Consider the following 19182-nt stretch of genomic DNA (forward strand, 5'->3'; position numbering starts at 1 on the left):
CCCCCTCTGTGCGACGCCCGTTTACGCCTTTCTCGCTGCCAGAGCGTCCACCGTCTTCATCAGCAGCTCCATTGCCTTGTCAGAGTCCTTCATGGCCACGGAAGTGAACAAACAGTCAATCACGGCAAGCTGGGTTAAGCGTGAGGTCATGGCGCCGCTTCTGAGCCCGGTAGCCTCGTGGGCCGTGGTGCAGAGCACAGTATCAGAACCCATCGCAGCGGGTGAAGTGGGGAAATTCGTGATGCATACGGTGTGCGCACCGCATCCACGCGCAAGTTCAAGCACGTCGGTCGTCTCTCGCGTTCGGCCTGAGTAGGTTATGATCACCGCAACATCCTCCGGCGTAAGCAGAGCAGCCTGTGTCAGCTGAGCATGAGTGTCCTGGTAGCTGAATGCTGTCATCCCTATCCGCATGAACTTGAGCTGGGCATCTTGTGCTACCACACCCGAGGAGCCCACGCCGAAGAAGAACACCCGCTTGGCGCCGCGTATTGCCTCGGCCGCGCGGGCAACCTGGCTTGGGTCCAGCACTTTGGCGGTGTCTTCAACCGCCTGGATCGTTGCGGTGAATATCTTATCGCAAATGGTAGGGACATCGTCTCCGGGCTCTACTTGGCCGAAGGCGCCCTCCCTACTAGTAGCAAGTTCTCTAACCAACGCCAGTTTCAACTGGGAGAATCCAGTGAATCCAAGGCGTTGGCAACACTTCACTACAGTTGACTCGCCTACGCCTGCCGCCGTGGCCAGCTGCACCGAAGTCATCTCGGCGGCGGATTCCGGGTGTTCCAATATGAAGGTTGCCGCCCTCTGCTCAGCAGGCGCAAGAGAAGGGTACCGCCCGCGGACAATTGCAAGGCAGTAGTCTGCGTTCTTCGTGTTCTGCATTGCGTTTTCGTCTTCGTCCTCTATCATATGCCTAATGCCCCCTCTGAGTTTCCGAAGTCCATTCCCTATGAAGTCAAGCCGTTTCCATAATCGTGTATGCCTGGGATAGCAACGGGCAGCCTTCCCCTGGGCTTCGTCACGCCGAAAATGACCTCGGCGACTGCTTGCATTGTGCATTCCCTGAATCCGTACGCAGCTATATATGCCTTTGCGGTCGGGAACTGCTGAATGTCATATGGATTCCTCATGGCCACGACCACCACAGGGACACCCGTATCGAGCAGTGCCCTTACAAGAACGCCCTGCTCCTCGTGGAGGTGAGCATTGTACGTGCCAACCACAACCGCATCGCTTGAGCGGGCAAGGTTCACTGCGTCTGCTATCTGGCCGGCGCCATGGGATTGAGGAAAAGTGAAACCCCTTGCCTGCGGGGCAAATCGCCTGATTGCGATGGCAAGCGGAGGCTCCAGCAGCTGGTCGTTCTCCACCTGGGTCAGACCTCGGATATCAGGGGATATGACGGAAAGGTTCGGGTAGTCTTCTGGTTTCATTGGAATGAGACCTTGCCCATTTGCGAGAAGGGTCACCGATTCCCTGGCGATATCCAGCGCGAGGCGCCGATTCTCCTGGCATCCTACGAACTCCAGGCTGCGGTGGGCAAGGTATGCGTCGGGGTCAAGTAGACCATAACGCTCCTTGAGTAAGAGAATGCGGCCCACCGACTGGTCCACTCTCTCCTCGGAGATCCTCCCCGCCCTCACGGCATCGCAGATAGCCTCGATGGCCTTAGCCTGTTCGGCCTGGACGTGGCACATGAGGGCAATATCAGCCCCGGCCTCGAACGCACGTATTGCCGCTTCACCAACGGTGAACCTTTTCGCGATAGCGCCCATGAAGAGGTCGTCTGTCAACGAAACCCCAGCGAACCCGAGTTCCTCGCGGAGCAATCTGGTGACTACATTATACGAAAGAGTAGCAGGAAGGTCGGGCTCAGGCTCTACGGCTGGGAAGAAGACGTGGGCAGTCATGACGGCTCCAACCCCTGCCCTTATGGCAGCAGCGAACGGCGCCAACTCGGTACTCTCCAGGCGCTCCCTGGGATGTGGAACCGTGGGCAGGTCGAGATGGGAATCTACCGTGACATCGCCCTTACCCGGGAAATGCTTTGCGGTAGCCACTACTCCTGAACCCTGATAGGCCTCTATCGCCGCGACCCCCAGCCGCGTAACAAGGCATGTGTCTTCGCCGAATGAACGAACCCCTATTCCAGGGTTATTCGGATTGTTGTTGATGTCGAGGACCGGCGCAAGGTTCATGTTAAACCCCAGAGCCTTCATTTCGTTGGCTGTGACCTCGGCAGCCTTCCGCACGAACTCCTCTGACCTGGTCGCCCCGAGGGCCATGTTTCCGGGGAAAACAGTCTCCCCGTTTGTCAGTCGAGCCACCACTCCACCCTCCTGGTCGATGGAGAGAAGGCATCCCATGGGATGCTGGCGCTCAGAGGCGATACTCTGAAACCTGTAGGTTAGGGACTGAGCCTGAACTGGGTCCACTACGTTCCTTCCGAGGAAGATCACGTTGCCCACCTGGTATCTGCGCACGAATTCTTCATCGGACGAGGTAAGATCAGGCCCATCGAAACCAACCATGACCATCTGCCCGATCTTCTCCTCAAGGCTCATGGAGTCCAAGAAGACCATAATCTCCTCACTCTCCGATACAGTTGCTGGCCGTTGCCGTGTTCCCAACGTTCTGGATGATCGTATCAATCGAATCATCTTTGAGTCCGCGCCCGGCAATGAATATGGCGCCCACAACAGGTGGGAACTGGCCCTGAGCAATAGACCACTTGGGAGCGAACTCCTGTACTGCAACGTGCATCGCATCTCTGACCATCTCGTTCGACTCAAGTACGCCGCCTGCTATCGAGACCTTGCCGGCATAATCGTTCATTCCGAGGCGCCGAATCACTGCAACAGCCATCAACCCCAGTTCTCTTCCGGCGTCGAGAATTATGCTTCTTGCGACCTGATCGCCTCTACGGGCCGCCTGCCCAACGATGGGCGCCAAAGCAGCCATTTCCGGTCGGCTCATCTCCTCATATACCTTAGGAATAACGCCATCAATGGAGTCCACCCCAATTGCGCTAGAAAGGTCATCCGTCAGACAGGTCCGCATCTGCCGCCCATCTGCCGCGCGAAGCGCCTCCCCAAGCCCCTTCCGACCGATGTCATATGCAGAACCTTCGTCTCCGAGGATGTACCCCCATCCACCGGCCCGCGCTTCATGTCCATCAGGCGACACGCCATAGGCTAGTGAGCCAGTTCCTGCAATTACAATCACACCTGGCTCACCCGAATTCGCCCCGGCAAGCGCAATAACCCCGTCATTGACCAATGCAAGAACGGGGGATGGCAAGTCCGGGGCATTCATCTGTTCCAGCAGAACCCGCAGCTTGCCATCGATCAGGTCGCAGTCACGCTTCCGGCCCACGCCTGCAAGGCCAAAGCAGGCCGAGGACACTCTCGCACTGCCAAAGGTTATCCCAGCAGATCGCATGGCCATGAGGATACATTTCCGTATCTCCTCAACTGCCGAGTCGTACCCAACAGCCTGGGGGTTAGACGGGCCGGACGAACCCTTCCCAATCACCATGCCGTCGCAAGTAGTGATCAGGCAGTCTGTTCTTGTTCCGCCTCCGTCCACACCCAAGAGGAGTCCATCTTCGGTTACACCGTCTGCGGAAAGTGAACCCGTGGATAGCACCTGCAATCACCTCACATGCTCAACGGCCAATTGCACTGCATCCCGAGTGTGCCCGGAGGTCAACTCCAGGGCGTGCTCGGCCACATGTCTATCCACTGCTGCGAGCGCCATTACGATCGCCATCTTGATGCTCCCGCCCGCCTCGTCCAGAAGTCGCCCACTCTCGTCAATATCCAGGCCCGTGGCTGTAGATACGATCCTAACCGCGCGACGCTTCAGTTTCCTGTTGGTTGCCTGCATGTCCACCATGAAGTTGTCATAAGCCTTGCCCAGTTTCACCATCGTTGCAGTTGATATCATGTTGAGGACAAGCTTCTGGGCAGTTCCGGCCTTGAGGCGAGTAGAACCGGTCAATACCTCCGGACCAACCGGCAGAGATATCGTCACATCCACATCTAGATCCAACTTATCGGCATGGTTACATACAATGGCCACAGTGCCTGCGCCGGCATTTCTTGCAGCCTTCAATGCTCCCCGCACATACGGCGTCACGCCGCTCGCAGATATTCCCACCACTACATGTCGCTCCGTAATGGACTTCGCAACATCAGCAGCTCCTGACGACTCATCGTCCTCTGCAGCTTCGGCAGAATGAAACACTGCTCCGAACCCACCGGCGATCATCGCAGAGATCTCATCAGCCGCCACACCGAAGGTCGGCACACATTCAGCCGCATCCAAGATTCCCAGGCGTCCACTGGTCCCAGCTCCCACGTAAAGAAGCCTACCGCCCATGGCCATTCTCGCGGCGATCATGTCGACAGCAGTCGCTATCTCCGGAATTGCCCTGGCCACTACTTCTGGGACCAGCCTATCCTCCTCGTTCATCACCCGCAGAATCTGCTCCGTGCTCATCTGATCCAGCCTTGAGGATCGAGGATTTGTCTCCTCCGTGGTGAGGTCAGCATAGTCCGTATTCTGCACGAGTTTCACCGCTTTCCGCGCCGGTCACACTGGGGAGTGTGCAAGTGACAAGCACATACGTGCCCATCACTCACTTCCGCAGGTTCAGGCCTCACCCTATCACAGATCTCACGGCGATATTGGCACCTCGGATGGAATGGGCAGCCTGAAGGGGGATTGATCGGGCTTGGCGGCTCGCCTTCAAGCTTGACCTTGCCCAGCTTTCGATCTCTCGGGTTCCAGCTTGGGATGGCCGACATCAGCGCCTGAGTGTACGGGTGAGCAGGATTGTCGAACAGCTCGGTCGCGGGCGCCGACTCCACAACGTTTCCGAGGTACATGACCATGATCCTGTCACTCATGTGATGGACCACGTCCAGATTGTGAGATATGAAGATCAACGCCATGTTCGTGTCCTGCTGTATGTCTTTGAGCAAGTTGATGATCTGGCTCTGAACCGAGACATCAAGGGCTGAAGTGGGTTCATCACATATCAGCAACCTCGGATTCACCGAAATCGAGCGGGCTATGGCGATTCTCTGTCGCTGGCCGCCGGAAAATTCGTGGGGATACCTCTGGGTGTATTCGGGGTACAGGCCCACTTTCATCAGCAGCTCCCCGACATACTCATCCATCGCTTTCGCATTATCGAACAGCTTGTGAGTCTCAAGAGGTTCGCGTATTGTGTCCCTTATTGTCATTCTCGGATCGAGTGAGTCGAAGGGGTTTTGGAATATCATCTGCACGTCTTTCCTGAACGTCAGTCGCATCCTTTTGTCGACGGCCTTGGAGATGTCATGGCTCTCGCCGCTCGGGTCATGATAGGTGATGCTCCCAGCCGTCGGTTCGTAGATTTTGACGATTGTCCTCCCAAGTGTGCTCTTGCCGCAGCCCGATTCGCCAACGATCCCTATCGTCGCGCCCTCGCTGATCTCGAGATCAACCTTCTCCAGTGCCTTAACATAGCCACTGACTTGCAGGAACACCCCTGATCTTATCGGGAAGTACTTCTTGAGGTTCTCGATGGACAGGATCTTCAATTGTCATCACCCTCCAACAGCCAGCAGGCAACGGTGTGATCTGGCGCCGGCTCAAAATCAGGAGGTTGGAGTTGTTTGCATTTGTCCACGGCCTTCGGGCATCTGGGATGAAACCTGCAGCCTTCCGGAAATTCATCGGCTCTCGGAACATAGCCTTCAATATGCGGTAGGTCCTTTCCCTTGTATTCTCGCTTGACGCGAGAGGTCAGCAACCCGGACGTATATGGATGAAGGGGATTCTCAAAGAGTTCGACGACCGGCGCCTTTTCAACGATCTTGCCTGCATACATGACATGCACCCTGTCGGCGATCTCCGCGACCGTGCCGAGGTCATGAGTTATGAAGATAATGGAACCGCGGTATTCACTCTGCAAATCCTGCATCAGGTTCAAAACTTGCGCCTGGATAGTGACATCGAGCGCGGTTGTCGGCTCATCGGCGATGATTATCTCGGGGCTTGTTATGAGCGCCATCGCTATCATAATCCGCTGAAGCATGCCGCCGCTCATCTCGTGGGGGTACTCCTCGTAGCGCTTCTCAGGCTCAGGTATGTGGGTCGATTTCAGGGTGGCGATTATTCTCTCCTTAGCTTCGCTGTCATCCCATGGCATGTGTGCTTTCGCGACTTCCATCAACTGATTCCCTACAGTATAGAGAGGGTCGAAGGCGGACATTGGCTCCTGGAAGATCATGCTGATCTGCCTGCCTCTCACTTCACGGTACTCCCTCTCGGGAAGCCCGATCAGTTCCTGGCCATTGAAGACGATGCTCCCCTCCAGTTTCGCGGGAGGCGCTTTGATCAGCCCGAGTATGGAATGGGCTGTAACGCTCTTTCCACAACCGGATTCACCAACCAGAGCCAGAACCTCGCCCCGGTCAAGGTGGAAGCTCACGTCATCCACTGCTTTCACTACACCTTCGGGCGTCCGGAAGTAAGCCTTGAGGCCAGAAACAGTGAGAATTCGTCCACTGGTGTTTGTCATACCTTCTCGACCGTCCTGTAAGGATCAACCGCGTCCCTCAAGGCATCGCCAACGAAGTTGTAGGAGAGCACGGCAATCATTATGAATATCCCGGGTACCATAAGCCATGGATGCGATTCGAGTTCGCTAAGCGATTGGGCCTGTTTCAGCAACAGCCCCCAGCTCGTCATTGGTTCCTTGATTCCGAGCCCAAGGAAGCTTATGGCGCTCTCGCCGAGGATCATTCCTGGAATGGACAGGGTCGACACAACAATCAGGTAGCTTAGAGTGTTTGGCATCAAGTGCTTCGTGATTATCTTCATCCCCGAAACACCCGTAACCTTCGCCGCCAGCACGAACTCCTTCTCCCTCAGGCTGAGCACCATCCCTCGCATGACCCTGGCAACTCCCATCCAGCCGATGAGAGAGAGCACTGTCACAATTCCGAAGTAGACCCATGTGCTAGGCCAGCTTGGAGGGAGTATTACTGCAAGCGCCAACCATAGAGGAATCCTCGGGAATGACCTGAGCAACTCGATGAACCTCTGAATCACTATGTCGATCCAGCCTCCGTAGAAGCCAGAAAGCGAACCTACTATGGCTCCGATGAATACGCTCAGGAAAGTCCCGAGCAGGCCGACGGTCATCGATACCTGGCCGCCAACCACTACCCTGGAGAAGAGATCGCGGCCAAACCTGTCGGCCCCAAATAACAGCAGCATTGCCCTATCGGAGGATTCCTCAACACCGAGCAAATGCAGGTTTGTTCTAAACAATCCCCAGAATCTGTACTCCTCTCCCCGTACAAAGAGCTTCACAGGCGCCACAGAACTGGTGTCCTCGGTAAAGATCAGCTGGTAGGTAACGGGGTCCCTGCTTTTCTTCATCGCACAAACGAAAGGTCCCCTCCATCTGCCGTCTTCGTCGACGAACCTGATCTTAGAAGGGGGAGCATAGATGAAGTTCCTGTGGGTTGCCGTGAAGTCGTAAGGGACGATGAAACCGGCGAAAAGCACCATCAGATATAGTACAGCTAGCACGACCAGACCGAACACGCCCAGCCTGTGCTTTAGGAAGCTTCTGGTGATCCTCGACCTGGTTCCTTCCATCGTGGACACTCCTAGCTCATTCGTATTCTCGGATCGAGAAACGCAAGTGCGATGTCAGCGAGCAAGTTCCCGATCTGGGTGATAAGTGCAATGAACATCAAGAAGGACATGACCAGGTATTGATCATGATTTAGCAGCGCGTTATAGAAAAACGGCCCCATCGTCGGAAGGTTCAATACGATGGCCGTGATTATCGTCCCGCTGAATACATTCGGAACCTCGGCCCCGGCGATACTCACCATAGGGTTGAGCGCATTCTTGATGGCATGTCGTCTCACTGTTTTCTCGTCAAGCCCGTGCGCCCTCAGCGAAGTGATGAATGGCGACCCGATAATGTCGAGCATATTGCCTCTCATCACTCTCATCAATCCTGCCAATCCGCTTACGCCGACCACCACCAGCGGCATCCAGAAATGCTTCAGCAGGTCCACGACTTTGGCGAAACTCCAGGGCGCGCCTATGAACTCGGTCGAGAACAGCCCGCCAATTGAGGTTGAGCCCATCTTCAGCATGAAATACATCAAGATCAGGGCGAAGAAGAAGTCGGGAATAGATATCCCGATGAAGCCGACAACCGTCATCGCATAGTCTGCAGGCGAATACGGGTGTAAAGCCGAGTAAATGCCCATGGGCACGGCCAGAATCCACTGGAAAATGATCGTTGCCAGGGCTATGAAGACCGTCCAGCCCGTTCGCTCCCATATCAGCTCGCCAACAGGTCGCTCATAGGCAAAAGAGTAACCGAAGTCCCATTTGGTGACTATGTTCTTGACCCACATGCCGTACCTGACGTAAGCTGGCTTGTCCAGCCCGAGTCGTTCTCTCAGAAGCCTAATCTGTTCCGGCGATATCCTGGGGTTGTCGAGGTACTGGCTCACGAAATCACCAGGCTGGAGCTCGATGATTCCGAAGCAAATCACCGATACGAGGATCATCATGGGAATCATGATCAATGACCTTCTCACTATGAATGACCACATCGATGCCTTCACCTCTTGGCGAGCAATAAACGACAAAGAGGGGGAAGCCCGAATCCCGGCGCCTCCCCCCGGTAGATCGTTACTTCCTGAAAGCAGTGTAGCTGGCGAAGTAGACTATGCCTTCCTTGTCCTGTGTGACGTTCCCAAGGGACTTGCTCGCACCGGACAGGTTCATGCCTTTGCAGACGAAGATGACGGGAACAACGTCATGATAGATCTCCTGCACTTCGTCGTAGATGGCCTTTCTCTTAGCAGGATCTGTTGTGATCGAGCCTTGGTCGAACAGCTCATAGACTCTCTTCTCCCAATCGAACATGTTCGCGGTGATTGCCTGCAGTTTGCTTCTATCCAGCGCGGAATAGTGCCAGTAATACAGCTGCGTGCCCGGCTGCCATATCGCCTTTCTCAGCTCAAGGTCGGGCTGGTTGCCGAAAGCTCTGATCCCAGCTTCGAAGTTGCCCGCGCCGAACATGTTGCCTACGAGTGTGCTGTCGAGGATCTGCAGGTTAACCCTGATTCCTGCTTTCTCCAGGTCCTCTTTGAAGACCAGAGCGATATCCTGGTAGTCCTGTGGCGCACTCTGCACGGTGAGTGTGAACTCGACGTTCTTGCCATTGGCAAACTCCCTGATGCCATCGGCATTCTTGTCCTTCAGGCCGAGTTTATCGAGGATCGCCTTGGCCTTCGCCGGATCGTGCGGCCTCATGATCCTCTCGATCTTCGAGTTATAGAAGCCCTTGTTGGCCGGCAGAACAAGACCCGCGCCCGGGATTGCCAATCCATTGTAGATCTCATCGATTATCCGGTCTCTATCGAGCAAGAATTCCATCGCTCTCCGGAAATCGGTGTTCCTGAACAACTCCTTGAGCTGCTCATTAGCGACATCATAGTTGAAGGAGATGTGCACCGGGCTAGGCGTCGGCTGTGTAGGCTGAGCCTTGAAGATCGTGAACTGGCCGCCTGCCAGTTCTTTCTGCTTCAGCGTCGGGAAGTCTGCGGCGCTGACTGCCATGTAGTCGATTTCGCCCGCGATGAACTTAGCAAGCCTTACCTCGGCGTCCTTCACTATAAGGTATTCGAGTTTGTCGAAATAGGGCAGTTGGTTTCCGAACCTGTCGATTCTCCAGTAGTTCGGGTTCCTCTCCAGAACGACCTTCTGATCCATCACATAGCTCGCGATGCGGTAGGGACCATTGGCGACGATATCCTTCGGAGAGACGTTCGTCAGCCAGAGCTCGTTGACTGAGTCCAGCCTGTTCTTATCGATCTTGCTCTCGAGTTTGTGCTTCGGATATATGTACGCGGCTGAAAGGTTCATGTAGAATGGCCCAAAGGGCGACGGAAGAACCGCCTTCACTGTTCTGTTGTCGATCTTTACCCACTTGACGGCCTTCTTCTGACCGTCGGTCGTATCGAGAATCGTGAACCTGTCGACGGAGTTGCCCTTGGCAACCTTGTTCATGATGAAGTTCTCGAAAGTGAAGATGACATCGTCGGCCGTGAGCTGCACACCATCGGACCACTTTACGTCCCTGAGATGGAATGTGACTTCCTTTCCGTCGGGCGATGTTTCCCATGATTCGGCCAGCCCTGGCCGGATGGCGTTGGTAACGGGGTGCAGCTCGACCAGGCCGGTCATAGTCTGACCGATAACGGTGTAGGCATTGTTGTCAAGCGAACCGTAGAACAGAAACGACTGCGGAGAAGCTGTCAGTGCAAGGTATAGCGTGCCTCCACGGACAGGCTTCGATGAAGGAGTAAGATCCTCTCCCTCGACAAATGGTGCAGCCATTGCCGGGGCGGCCAGTAGTACACAGAGAAGCGCAGCCAACCATAGACGCCTCATTAGAAGACCCTCCTTGTTGTTTGTGTGTTCTCCCAGACTCCGGGGAGTACATCCCAGGGCAGAGCAAGTTGTCCTTGGCGCCGTATCAACCCTTTCATAGCAGGCTTGCATTTGTTGGTATGAGCTACTACCGGCGATGATTCGCCTTCTTCAAAGACGAATCCTGCACAATAGGAAAGACAATTTCCAACTTGCAATGTGTTCGACATAAACTATTCCACGCGAATGGTCATCTCAAACCGGTGCGTGCCCGGGTTGAAGCCAATCGCCTCCACCACGCCATCCACAGGGCTCAGCGCACGTCCGCCAAAATCCGGCGCGATCCCCAGATCCTGCCCGCGCGTCACACGGTCGCCCAGGCCCACCCGGATCCCCCCTGTCGCCTCAACCTCTACCTCCACGCGGTTCAGATGGTCCGCACGGCGCTGCAGCTCACCTGGCTTGTCTGTATTGCATGGATTGCCTGATATGTTCAAGCCCAGTCACCTCCAATGGCTGGTCCATCGAGCGCGGAGGGGCCGGGCGCACGCAAGATGCGCAGCTCCGGCCCCCTCGCTACGATTCGGTTTGCTCGACGTTTGCACTGAGTCGCTGCATACGCTAGAACTCGATCCCGGCAGCCTGAGCGATCTTCGGTGAGATCTCGGTGTTATCCATAACACCACCGAACAGCTCGGCGCCAGGGCCGAATGCGAACAGCGGCACAGGGTTTCCGGTATGTCCGCCCGACGACGGGCTCTTGATCTGCACTGCGGACGACACGATGCCGGCGTTTAGCCTGCTTGAGAGCACTGCGCCCACAGCGTATCCGGCCAGGTAAGGCGCCCGGCCGAACATAGACTGGATCAGCGCGATGTCGGCATCAGTCACGTCGGTTACGTTGGCATACTCAGCGAATACCTGGCGGATGCTGGCGGGATCGAACGACTTGCCGTCGTCAGCCTTCTTGAACTGCAGAGCCATGAACTCAGGCGATACCTTGAATTGCTTCATGCGCTCGTAGTCGAAGGGCTCAGTGGCGGAAAGGCCCATAGTGTCGTGGTCGGCAGTGACAATGACCAGGGTATTGCCATCGGCGATGGCGAACTGGTAGGCCAGGGCCACAGCTTCGTTGAAGTCGCTGAGCTCAGCAACAACGCCGCTCACGTCGCCTGCGTGGGCGGCATGATCGATGCGCGAACCCTCGATCATCAGGAAGAAGCCGTTCTCCTTCTGCTTCAGAACCGATAGCGCCTTAGCAGTCATATCAGACAGGGTGGGCTCGTCGGCGCCGAGATGGATCCTGTCGAGCTGGTAGTTCATGTATGAAGGGTGGAATAGGCCCAGGATGCGATCACCTGCAGCCTTCTCAAGGCCCTGGCGGTCGGTCACTACGGAGTAGCCAAGGGCAGTGGCCTCGCCCATGAGGTTCCTGCCATCAGTGCGCTTGCCGTCGGCAACGCCCTTAACGCGGAACTGATCACGTCCGCCGCCCATGAGCACGTCGAGTTCCTTGTCGAGAAGCTGGGCAGCGATCTCTGCCGAGCCGCCGCGGGTATTCCAGTGGGAGGCAAAGCCTGCAGGCGTAGCATCGTACACAGTGTTGGTGACCACCATGCCAGTGGCCTTGCCTGCGTCCTTCATGGCTTCCAGGATAGTGCGGAGCACTGTGCCGTCGGGCAGCATCGCAATCACGCCGTTGTTGGTCTTATGGCCAGTGGCGATGGCCGTCGCTGCGGCCGCGGAGTCGGTGACCAGAGCGTTCAGCGAGTAGGTTGTTACGATAGCACTGTTCGGGAATAGCTCGAATGCGAAGCGACCGCTGGGCCCCTTGAGCGCGTACTTGCTGATCTGAATAGCGCCGTAGCCCATGCCATCGCCGATGCAGACGATCACGTTCTTCGCGCCCGCAGCCGCAACGCCCATTGCGCCGGTGACGAACAGAGCAAAAGCCAGGACGATTACCAGTAGAGCCTTCGAAGTGAATCTTCTCAAAATAGTGCACCTCCGTAACTCATAATCGGTAAGCACACAACACTTCTACAGAACGTCCACTGCTCCTGCTTAACCTACCGGGTCGGAACCAACCCTCGCTACTTGCCACAGTGCGCATCACACAATGAAACCAGGCATGCCTCGGACGCGTCCAGAAGCCGAGCTCTATGAGTTCAGTGAGCCCCACTTGATATGAGGGTGATCTCACACGAACGGATTCACGAACCGCACGCCCTCCATCGTGCTGCCACTGGCGAAGTCCTCGCTGAGTATGATGGGGATCTGGTTTAGCCTAGCAGTCGCCCATATCTTTGCATCCCAGTACGACATTTGATGATCTCTCACGCCCCTGGCTGCTTCGAGTACGACGAATTCGGTGATGTCCAGCACATGCCAGGTTCTCATGTGCCGCGAAAGAGTCCGAAGAGCCTGTTCCACGCCCAGTGGGCTGCTCAGCTTGCGAGTAAGCGCGACGAACATCTCCGACATGACCTGGACGCTGACCGCTCCCGCCTCGCGCTCCGACAGGTCATGAAGCACCTCAATAGCACGCCTCTGTTTGACTGGTTCCGACACGTCATAGGCATACACCAAGACGTTGGTATCTACCAGCACTTTACCTTTCATGCAGATCGCCTCTCTGCCACGTTCTGCCTCCCGAGGCTTCTCTCGTCAAGATCAGCTCTTCGATGAACTCTTCCTCTTGCTTCCATGCGTTGCTGTCTATGGACGTGGCGCCGGAGTACGCCATGTACCAATCCAGAGCCTCGCGCACAATCTCAGCCTCGGTCAATCCCAACTCGGCCGAACGCCTCTTCAAGAGGTCCTCATGTCGGCGCTGAATATACAGCTGCTTTCTGACCATGTCTACTATGATGAGCCTCCCTCCTCCGTGGTATACATCATTATATACATCACGGCCTCCTGGGGTCAACTCCGAGTCTGGAGTATCTCCAGCTTTGGGCACGGCGCTTGGGATGAGCGGAAAACCACGATCGCTGCATCTACCGAAAGGACTGGGAGGACTGATGAGCATCCGTCATCTCGTTGTCACAAGTGCCTGGTTTTCATTCCTTATCGTTGCCAACCAGCGCCACGACAAGGTGCGGACTGCCTATACCCAGGCACATCGCTCGCTCAAGAAGGCTTTCTGGTGATCCCAACGCCTGAAGAGTGTCTGCACGAACCGGGTCAGTCGTACTCCAGAGTATTTGCGAGCAGAGTGTGAACCCAACAATGATATTGCAGGCGCAAATTCGATAGCGCCCGGCGCCGACGTCACCGGCGCGATATCCACCGACGCCGATGTTGATGTGTACAAGGTCAGCGGGCGCACAACAATCGAGTAGGGGGACGGTCGAACAATCGTCCCCCTACTCGATTTGAGGTTTTGTTGCGGTCTTGCGGAAAGCAACGGCGGCAAGGTTCTTTTCGAGAATCTTATCCGCGAGCATGATATGACCGAGTACTGCTTCTTGAGTGCGGCGACCGGATCTACGCATGGCCTTCTTCGCATCGGTCGCCCAGGTTAGCTCAACAGCTGCAAAGCCCGTTTCATGTGTTCTGCTGCTCGCATATCCAACTCCCTGGCCTGCTGGATAAGATGCACTAGTGCTTCTCTGATTTCGCGCTTGGCCAGAGTCAGCGCCTGCTTCTCACCCATCCGAATGCCCCCGATAGCCTCGCCCATTTGCAGTGCTAGGCGACTCTCCTGGCGGAATAGCTGCGCTGCCTCTTCCAGTTCGATCTTGGCTGTTGGCGACAACACAGCCTGCTCCTCCATGAAACGAAAGGCTTGCCACCGCTCCCCTATCATTGTCACGCCATCTGCCTGGCACATCAGGCGTTCCATCAACATGGGGAGAGGCGCGCCCTTGGGGAACTCCGACTCTCTGAGCAGGTCGTGTGCCCAGGCGCCGTAGGCTGCGAAACCGGCAGTCCGCTCATGTGCCTTTGGCGTCTCCATTATCTCCAGAGCATATGTTAGCGTATCAACTAGTAGATCCTTATCCAGCGGCTCATCCTTCTGTTCACCCAAGGCCAGGATGGCGATGGTGTCAGGATGCTCATACCAGCCCTCGCGCACGAAGTAACCGCAGGGTTCCCTCTCAATGCCTGCCGCAAATTCCGGCATCTCCTGAAAGAAGTTCCACCCAAGCAGAGTCTCCCCGCCATTGCGATAGCCTGTGATGATACATGCTTCCGGCGGGCCGATGATGCCGAAGCCGATCACTGGTCGACCAGCGTCTATCTCGCGCTTGATCAGCTCCACGAAAGCCGGTTTGTCTCCAGTCCTGACCTGCCCGCTGTCGCCCCGCCCACCCCTTGGGAGAGCGGTGTGTTCGGTCTTGCACAGGAGCGTGTAGTCTCTGCCCACCGAATCCATTGCGCGACGCAGGGGCTCGGTCGCATCCAACCTGATACCCAGAATGTCCACATTTCCGCCGTCCCAGTATTCAGAATTCCAAAGCAGTCGGAAGGCTGCCCCGGTGATTGCCATTAGGTGATGGTAAGTGGTCGGCTGACCCATAAAGCCCAAGCATGCCTTCAAGACGGACGGAAATGGCGTACACTCGTTCTCTGTGCTGAAGTAACTGACCTGCGGAACCCCATATAACACAGACGAATCCAGCTCGTGCGTGTGGGCCCTATCCATCAGAATCACCTTCTCTTGCATTGATTGAACAGCGGGGCCGTAAATCCCCTGGGTGATCATGGTGCTGCTGACCGGACGCCGCTGCTGCCGAAAACGCGCAGGTGGTTCGCCGAAAGCCCGCCTGAACGCCCTAGTGAACGAATCGTGCGAAGCGAAGCCGTAATCCATGGCGATATCCGACACCAGCTTGCCTGTGTTCATCAACTCAAAGGCAGCGTGGCTCAGCCTGCGGCCAGTGATGTACCGGGAGATTGTTTCTCCGGTTGCCTTGGCAAAGACGGCGCGTGAGTGAGATAGCGAGAAGCCGAGCACCCGCGCTACCTGCCCTTGTTGTATGTCCTCTGCCACTCGGTTCTCAATGAAATCAAGTGCGGACTTGATTGTCAGCCAATGATCCACCGCGCCACCACCTCTGCTTGGGTTTGTTCTAGCCGCGCGACTAACCTGATTATACGTGGACTTGGGAGTACCGGCTCGACAATTCTGATGGTGCTGTCCGCTGAGCCTGAGCGCATTCATGAGCACGGTGCCTTGCCGAGAGAAGCCGCATAGCATAATCGGCAGCCATCTCGCTTTCTGATGAAGCTGTGAACATGAGGAAGGGTCGATTGTGGAAAGTCGCGACGATGAAGAACGGCCTCGTTTGCCAACCGGGGACGGGTGAAAGGGTGAAAGCTTCTGCAGGCATTGCAGTAGGGACGTCGGACAGACCTTCCAGGGTGCTTTACAGGATATCCCACACATCACAGTCGACCTCGCCGCAGTACTCGAGGTAGTGCGTAGCCTTGACGCCCTGCTTCAGAATCACCTTACTCGCCGGGCGTTCGACCACTTGGACAAAGACGGTCTTCGCGGTCTCGTTCGTGGCCATCTTGATCTCCCCTTTCTGAAGTGCAAGGCAACGGTCGCGGACCCGGTCCGGCATGAACAGCCGTATCGGCCCCGGACTACTGCGGCAGTCGATGGGGGACACGCCGAATTGCATGGAAAAAGCCCTTATGAACCCCTCATGCGACGCGAACACGAAGTCGAAGGCGACATCTACAACCTTAGGCTGTTCGTCGCGGAGCAGCAGGGCAGCCTTGGTCATACGCAGCGCCCTCACGTATTCAGCAGAAAGGCTATCATCTGGCGGGTCGCCCATCTTGACCTAGCTTGCGGAAAAGCGATTCGTGTGTGCCCAGTCCCTATCCCTTCATCCCCGTGGTGGCTATCCCTTCGACAAAGTATTTCTGACCCACCGCGAATATCAAGAGCACCGGAAGCGTAACTACGAGCGTGGCTGCCATGAGAGGGCCCCAGTCCACCGAGAACTGCGACTGGAACACCTGCAACCCCAGCTGAACGGTGCGCATCTGGTCTCTGTTGACAATGACCAACGGCCAAAGGAAGTCGTCCCACACATTCGTGAACGTGAATATGGACAGCGTCGCGATGACTGGCCTGGACAGCGGCAGGCACACTCGCATGAATACGCCGAGGTCTGAGCACCCGTCGATGCGCGCAGCGTCGTCGAGTTCGCGCGGCAACGATGCAAAGAACTGCCTCGTCATGAATACCGAGAACGTCGTGATCAGATACGGAAACAGCAGTCCTCCGTAGCTGTCGATGAGGCCCTTGCCACCCACGCCCAAAACGTTGTTGCCCCCAGTCAATGGGAACCGCCTGGCCAGTATGAACAGGGGCACTATCGTTACGTGTATGGGGATCATCATGGTGCCCAGCAGCGCGTAGAAAATCGGCTCGCGCCCTGGAAACTCCAGCCTTGCGAAGGCGAACCCCGCCAGCGATCCCAGCATCACATTGGTCACAGTTGCAATGCTCGCCACAAGCGCGCTGTTGAGGAAGTACCTGAAGAAGTTCGTGTGCGAGAAGACCGTTTTGAAGTGCTCCCAGGTTATGCGTTTTGGCAGCCACACAGGAGGGTATGCGAACAGGTCCTGATTCGGTTTTATCGAGCTCAGCACCATCCAAGCGAACGGCCCCGCCATGATCATGGCAACTAGTATGAGCACGATGTAAACGACAGCGAGCTGCGGACGGTTCTGACTTCTCATGGCCTACACCTCGCTGTCCACTCTGGAGCTGAAGAACTTCACGTTTATCAGCGACAGGGTGAATATGATGATGAAGAGTATAAAAGCCAGGGCCGATGCTTTCCCCATCTCCATGTAGTCGAAGGCCAGCTTGTATATGAGGTAGCCCACGGTAGTGGTGCTATCGAGGGGGCCGCCGCGGGTCATGGCGTACACTTCGGTGAAGGTCTGAAATGTGCTGATCAGGCCCATGGTGAGAACGTAGTACGTTACCGGCCGGAGCATCGGCCATGTAATGCCGGTGAACCGGCGCCATGGGCCGGCGCCGTCTATCATGGCAGCCTCATACAAGTAACGAGGTATGCCTTGAAGCCCAGCCAGGTAAATGACCATGTTCCATCCGATGCCTTTCCACACCCTCATGATGGCCAGCGAGTGCAGAGCCGTTTTCGGCGACGTAAGCCACCTCACCTGGTTGATTCCCAGCGCCCCCAGTAGGTTATTGAGGAGGCCCGAATCGTAGTCATATATCCACATCCAGATCATGCTCACTGCCACCATAGACGTAACAACTGGCAAGTAGTAAGCCGTTCGGAACAGCGTTATGGCGTGAAGCCGGCGGTTCACGAGTATCGCCAAACCCAGTGAGCAGATGATGTTGATAGGTAATACTTCGATAGCGTACTGGAAAGTGTTCCTGAGGGCGGTCCACATCTGGCCGCTCTGGCCCAAGAGCGCACGGTAGTTGTAGAGACCTGTCCATCGAGGCGACTGCAGCATGGTGTAGTCAGTGAAGCTCAAATATAGCGATACTGCCATCGGAACAAAGCTTGTGACTGCAACATACAGCACGACCGGTGCAATGAACAAGTATGCGCATACATATGACCTTCGTTTCGAGCGCACTCCTTTGTCCTCCCTAAGCGCCCTGGGGCGAGATTGAGGACGCCAGCGTCAGTGTTGATGCCGATGCCGGCGTCCTTCGTGACTACGCTACTTGCCAGAAAGCGCGGCGTTACACTCTGCAGCGGCCTTGTCCAGGGCGCCCTTGGACGACATTGCTCCGAACGCGGCCTTTTCGATGCACGATGCCAGTATGTCGCGCACCTTGACCCAGGCAGGGACGTTGGGGTTGCCTTTGCCGTAGGCCATGCCGTCAACGTACGCCTGGATGCGGGCGTCCTTGGCTACGAAGGGCAGGCTCTTCAGAGATTGCCGAGGAGGAAGCATGCTCAACGAGCCGCATATTCTGCCCAGTATGTCGGGGCTGGTCATGAACTTCATGACTTCCCATGCGGCGTCTTTGTTCTTGGAGTCCTTGGCCATGAACAGGCCGCTGAACGAATACAGCACTACCTGCTGCTTGTTCTTGAGAGGCGGTGCAACCCGAATGTGCTTGTAAACATCGGGCGAGTAAGCCTCGATAAGCGCAAGGTCGTTTGGCACTGCAAACTGCATCGCGACCTTACCCACGGCTATCGGAAGCACATTGCCCATAGGCTGCTCGATAGTGTTGGTGGTGCAGCCGTCCTTGTAGATCAGATCCACGAGGAACTGAAGGGCCTCTACGCCTTCCTTGCCATTGAATATGGCCCTGGAGCCGTCGGCGCTCACGAAATCGCCGCCGTTCTGCCACAGGAAGTTGGAGTAGATCTGTTGGGCGTCGATGCCCTGGAACGGAATGTCGAGCCCTTCCCTAACCATCCTGTTGCCCTGCTTGACTGTGAGGGCCTTGGCGGTTGCACGCAGCTCTTCCCAGGTGGTCGGGGGCTTATCCGGGTCGAGCCCGGCTTCGCGAAAGAAATCCTCTCTGTAGATCAGCAGACGACCTGCGCCGAACAGCGGCATCAGATAGCGCTTGCCTATGTAGGCGCCTGCATCGAGAGTGGGGCCGAAATCCCCGGCGTCGGCCAGGGTCGCCATATAGCGGTCAAGGGGTTCGATGCTGTCGTTGAAGGCCAACCCGGCGGTTGCCGCCTGCCCGTGCAGGAACACATCCGGCGGAACCTTTGCTGCGAACGCTGT

18 protein-coding genes are annotated in these 19182 nt (G+C 56.3%); all 18 read right to left on the reverse strand.

The features are described from left to right. Nucleotides 1–21 precede the first annotated feature (21 nt). Nucleotides 22–912, reverse strand: a complete 891-nt coding sequence (locus VB144_05795; protein MEA4883156.1) for a MurR/RpiR family transcriptional regulator — start codon at nucleotides 910–912, stop codon at nucleotides 22–24. Between the two features lie 38 nt (nucleotides 913–950). Beyond that, nucleotides 951–2567 carry a glycoside hydrolase family 3 protein gene (locus VB144_05800; GenBank protein ID MEA4883157.1) on the reverse strand — a complete coding sequence of 539 codons (1617 nt, stop codon included), beginning with the start codon at nucleotides 2565–2567 and terminating at the stop codon, nucleotides 951–953. A gap of 25 nt (nucleotides 2568–2592) precedes the next feature. After that, nucleotides 2593–3651 (reverse strand): BadF/BadG/BcrA/BcrD ATPase family protein, encoded by a 1059-nt coding sequence (locus VB144_05805; protein ID MEA4883158.1) that lies wholly within the window; start codon nucleotides 3649–3651, stop codon nucleotides 2593–2595. A gap of 6 nt (nucleotides 3652–3657) precedes the next feature. Then, the gene (gene murQ / locus VB144_05810) at nucleotides 3658–4575 is read right to left on the reverse strand and encodes an N-acetylmuramic acid 6-phosphate etherase (GenBank protein ID MEA4883159.1); all 918 of its coding nucleotides are present in this window, start codon (nucleotides 4573–4575) and stop codon (nucleotides 3658–3660) included. Between the two features lie 5 nt (nucleotides 4576–4580). Beyond that, complete coding sequence (locus VB144_05815) at nucleotides 4581–5594, reverse strand: oligopeptide/dipeptide ABC transporter ATP-binding protein (GenBank protein ID MEA4883160.1); 1014 nt, start codon at nucleotides 5592–5594, stop codon at nucleotides 4581–4583. Further along, nucleotides 5591–6577 carry an ABC transporter ATP-binding protein gene (locus tag VB144_05820; GenBank protein MEA4883161.1) on the reverse strand — a complete coding sequence of 329 codons (987 nt, stop codon included), beginning with the start codon at nucleotides 6575–6577 and terminating at the stop codon, nucleotides 5591–5593. Before VB144_05820 ends, VB144_05815 begins: the two co-directional genes overlap by 4 nt. Next, entirely contained in the window at nucleotides 6574–7665 is a 1092-nt protein-coding gene (locus tag VB144_05825; protein MEA4883162.1) for an ABC transporter permease, read from the reverse strand. Before VB144_05825 ends, VB144_05820 begins: the two co-directional genes overlap by 4 nt. Nucleotides 7666–7676: 11 nt before the next feature. Continuing rightward, the gene (locus tag VB144_05830) at nucleotides 7677–8645 is read right to left on the reverse strand and encodes an ABC transporter permease (protein MEA4883163.1); all 969 of its coding nucleotides are present in this window, start codon (nucleotides 8643–8645) and stop codon (nucleotides 7677–7679) included. Nucleotides 8646–8724: 79 nt separating this feature from the next. Further along, complete coding sequence (locus VB144_05835) at nucleotides 8725–10491, reverse strand: ABC transporter substrate-binding protein (GenBank protein ID MEA4883164.1); 1767 nt, start codon at nucleotides 10489–10491, stop codon at nucleotides 8725–8727. A gap of 212 nt (nucleotides 10492–10703) precedes the next feature. After that, nucleotides 10704–10967 carry a hypothetical protein gene (locus VB144_05840; GenBank protein MEA4883165.1) on the reverse strand — a complete coding sequence of 88 codons (264 nt, stop codon included), beginning with the start codon at nucleotides 10965–10967 and terminating at the stop codon, nucleotides 10704–10706. A gap of 124 nt (nucleotides 10968–11091) precedes the next feature. Further along, nucleotides 11092–12465 carry an alkaline phosphatase gene (locus tag VB144_05845; GenBank protein ID MEA4883166.1) on the reverse strand — a complete coding sequence of 458 codons (1374 nt, stop codon included), beginning with the start codon at nucleotides 12463–12465 and terminating at the stop codon, nucleotides 11092–11094. A gap of 204 nt (nucleotides 12466–12669) precedes the next feature. After that, nucleotides 12670–13092, reverse strand: a complete 423-nt coding sequence (locus tag VB144_05850; GenBank protein ID MEA4883167.1) for a PIN domain-containing protein — start codon at nucleotides 13090–13092, stop codon at nucleotides 12670–12672. Continuing rightward, nucleotides 13082–13264 carry a hypothetical protein gene (locus VB144_05855; GenBank protein MEA4883168.1) on the reverse strand — a complete coding sequence of 61 codons (183 nt, stop codon included), beginning with the start codon at nucleotides 13262–13264 and terminating at the stop codon, nucleotides 13082–13084. Before VB144_05855 ends, VB144_05850 begins: the two co-directional genes overlap by 11 nt. 729 nt (nucleotides 13265–13993) lie before the next feature. Next, complete coding sequence (locus VB144_05860; GenBank protein ID MEA4883169.1) at nucleotides 13994–15520, reverse strand: AraC family transcriptional regulator; 1527 nt, start codon at nucleotides 15518–15520, stop codon at nucleotides 13994–13996. A gap of 325 nt (nucleotides 15521–15845) precedes the next feature. Beyond that, entirely contained in the window at nucleotides 15846–16265 is a 420-nt protein-coding gene (locus VB144_05865) for an AraC family transcriptional regulator (GenBank protein ID MEA4883170.1), read from the reverse strand. Nucleotides 16266–16308: 43 nt separating this feature from the next. Beyond that, nucleotides 16309–17178: a carbohydrate ABC transporter permease gene (locus VB144_05870; protein MEA4883171.1), complete on the reverse strand. Its 870-nt coding sequence runs from the start codon at nucleotides 17176–17178 to the stop codon at nucleotides 16309–16311. Between the two features lie 3 nt (nucleotides 17179–17181). Next, nucleotides 17182–18063: a sugar ABC transporter permease gene (locus VB144_05875; protein MEA4883172.1), complete on the reverse strand. Its 882-nt coding sequence runs from the start codon at nucleotides 18061–18063 to the stop codon at nucleotides 17182–17184. Between the two features lie 87 nt (nucleotides 18064–18150). Next, nucleotides 18151–19182, reverse strand: a 1032-nt coding sequence (locus tag VB144_05880) for an ABC transporter substrate-binding protein (GenBank protein ID MEA4883173.1), incomplete at its 5' end; no start/stop codon positions are given.

The organism is Clostridia bacterium (assembly GCA_034926675.1).
Classification (GTDB): domain Bacteria; phylum Bacillota; class DTU025; order DTU025; family DTU025; genus JAYFQW01.

Coding starts and splice junctions, on each gene's coding strand:
- VB144_05795 (MEA4883156.1), bottom strand. CDS start 912: ATGATAGAGGACGAAGACGAAAACGCAATGCAGAACACGAAGAACGCA.
- VB144_05800 (MEA4883157.1), bottom strand. CDS start 2,567: ATGAGCCTTGAGGAGAAGATCGGGCAGATGGTCATGGTTGGTTTCGAT.
- VB144_05820 (MEA4883161.1), bottom strand. CDS start 6,577: ATGACAAACACCAGTGGACGAATTCTCACTGTTTCTGGCCTCAAGGCT.
- VB144_05825 (MEA4883162.1), bottom strand. CDS start 7,665: ATGGAAGGAACCAGGTCGAGGATCACCAGAAGCTTCCTAAAGCACAGG.
- VB144_05830 (MEA4883163.1), bottom strand. CDS start 8,645: ATGTGGTCATTCATAGTGAGAAGGTCATTGATCATGATTCCCATGATG.
- VB144_05835 (MEA4883164.1), bottom strand. CDS start 10,491: ATGAGGCGTCTATGGTTGGCTGCGCTTCTCTGTGTACTACTGGCCGCC.
- VB144_05850 (MEA4883167.1), bottom strand. CDS start 13,092: ATGAAAGGTAAAGTGCTGGTAGATACCAACGTCTTGGTGTATGCCTAT.
- VB144_05865 (MEA4883170.1), bottom strand. CDS start 16,265: ATGGGCGACCCGCCAGATGATAGCCTTTCTGCTGAATACGTGAGGGCG.
- VB144_05870 (MEA4883171.1), bottom strand. CDS start 17,178: ATGAGAAGTCAGAACCGTCCGCAGCTCGCTGTCGTTTACATCGTGCTC.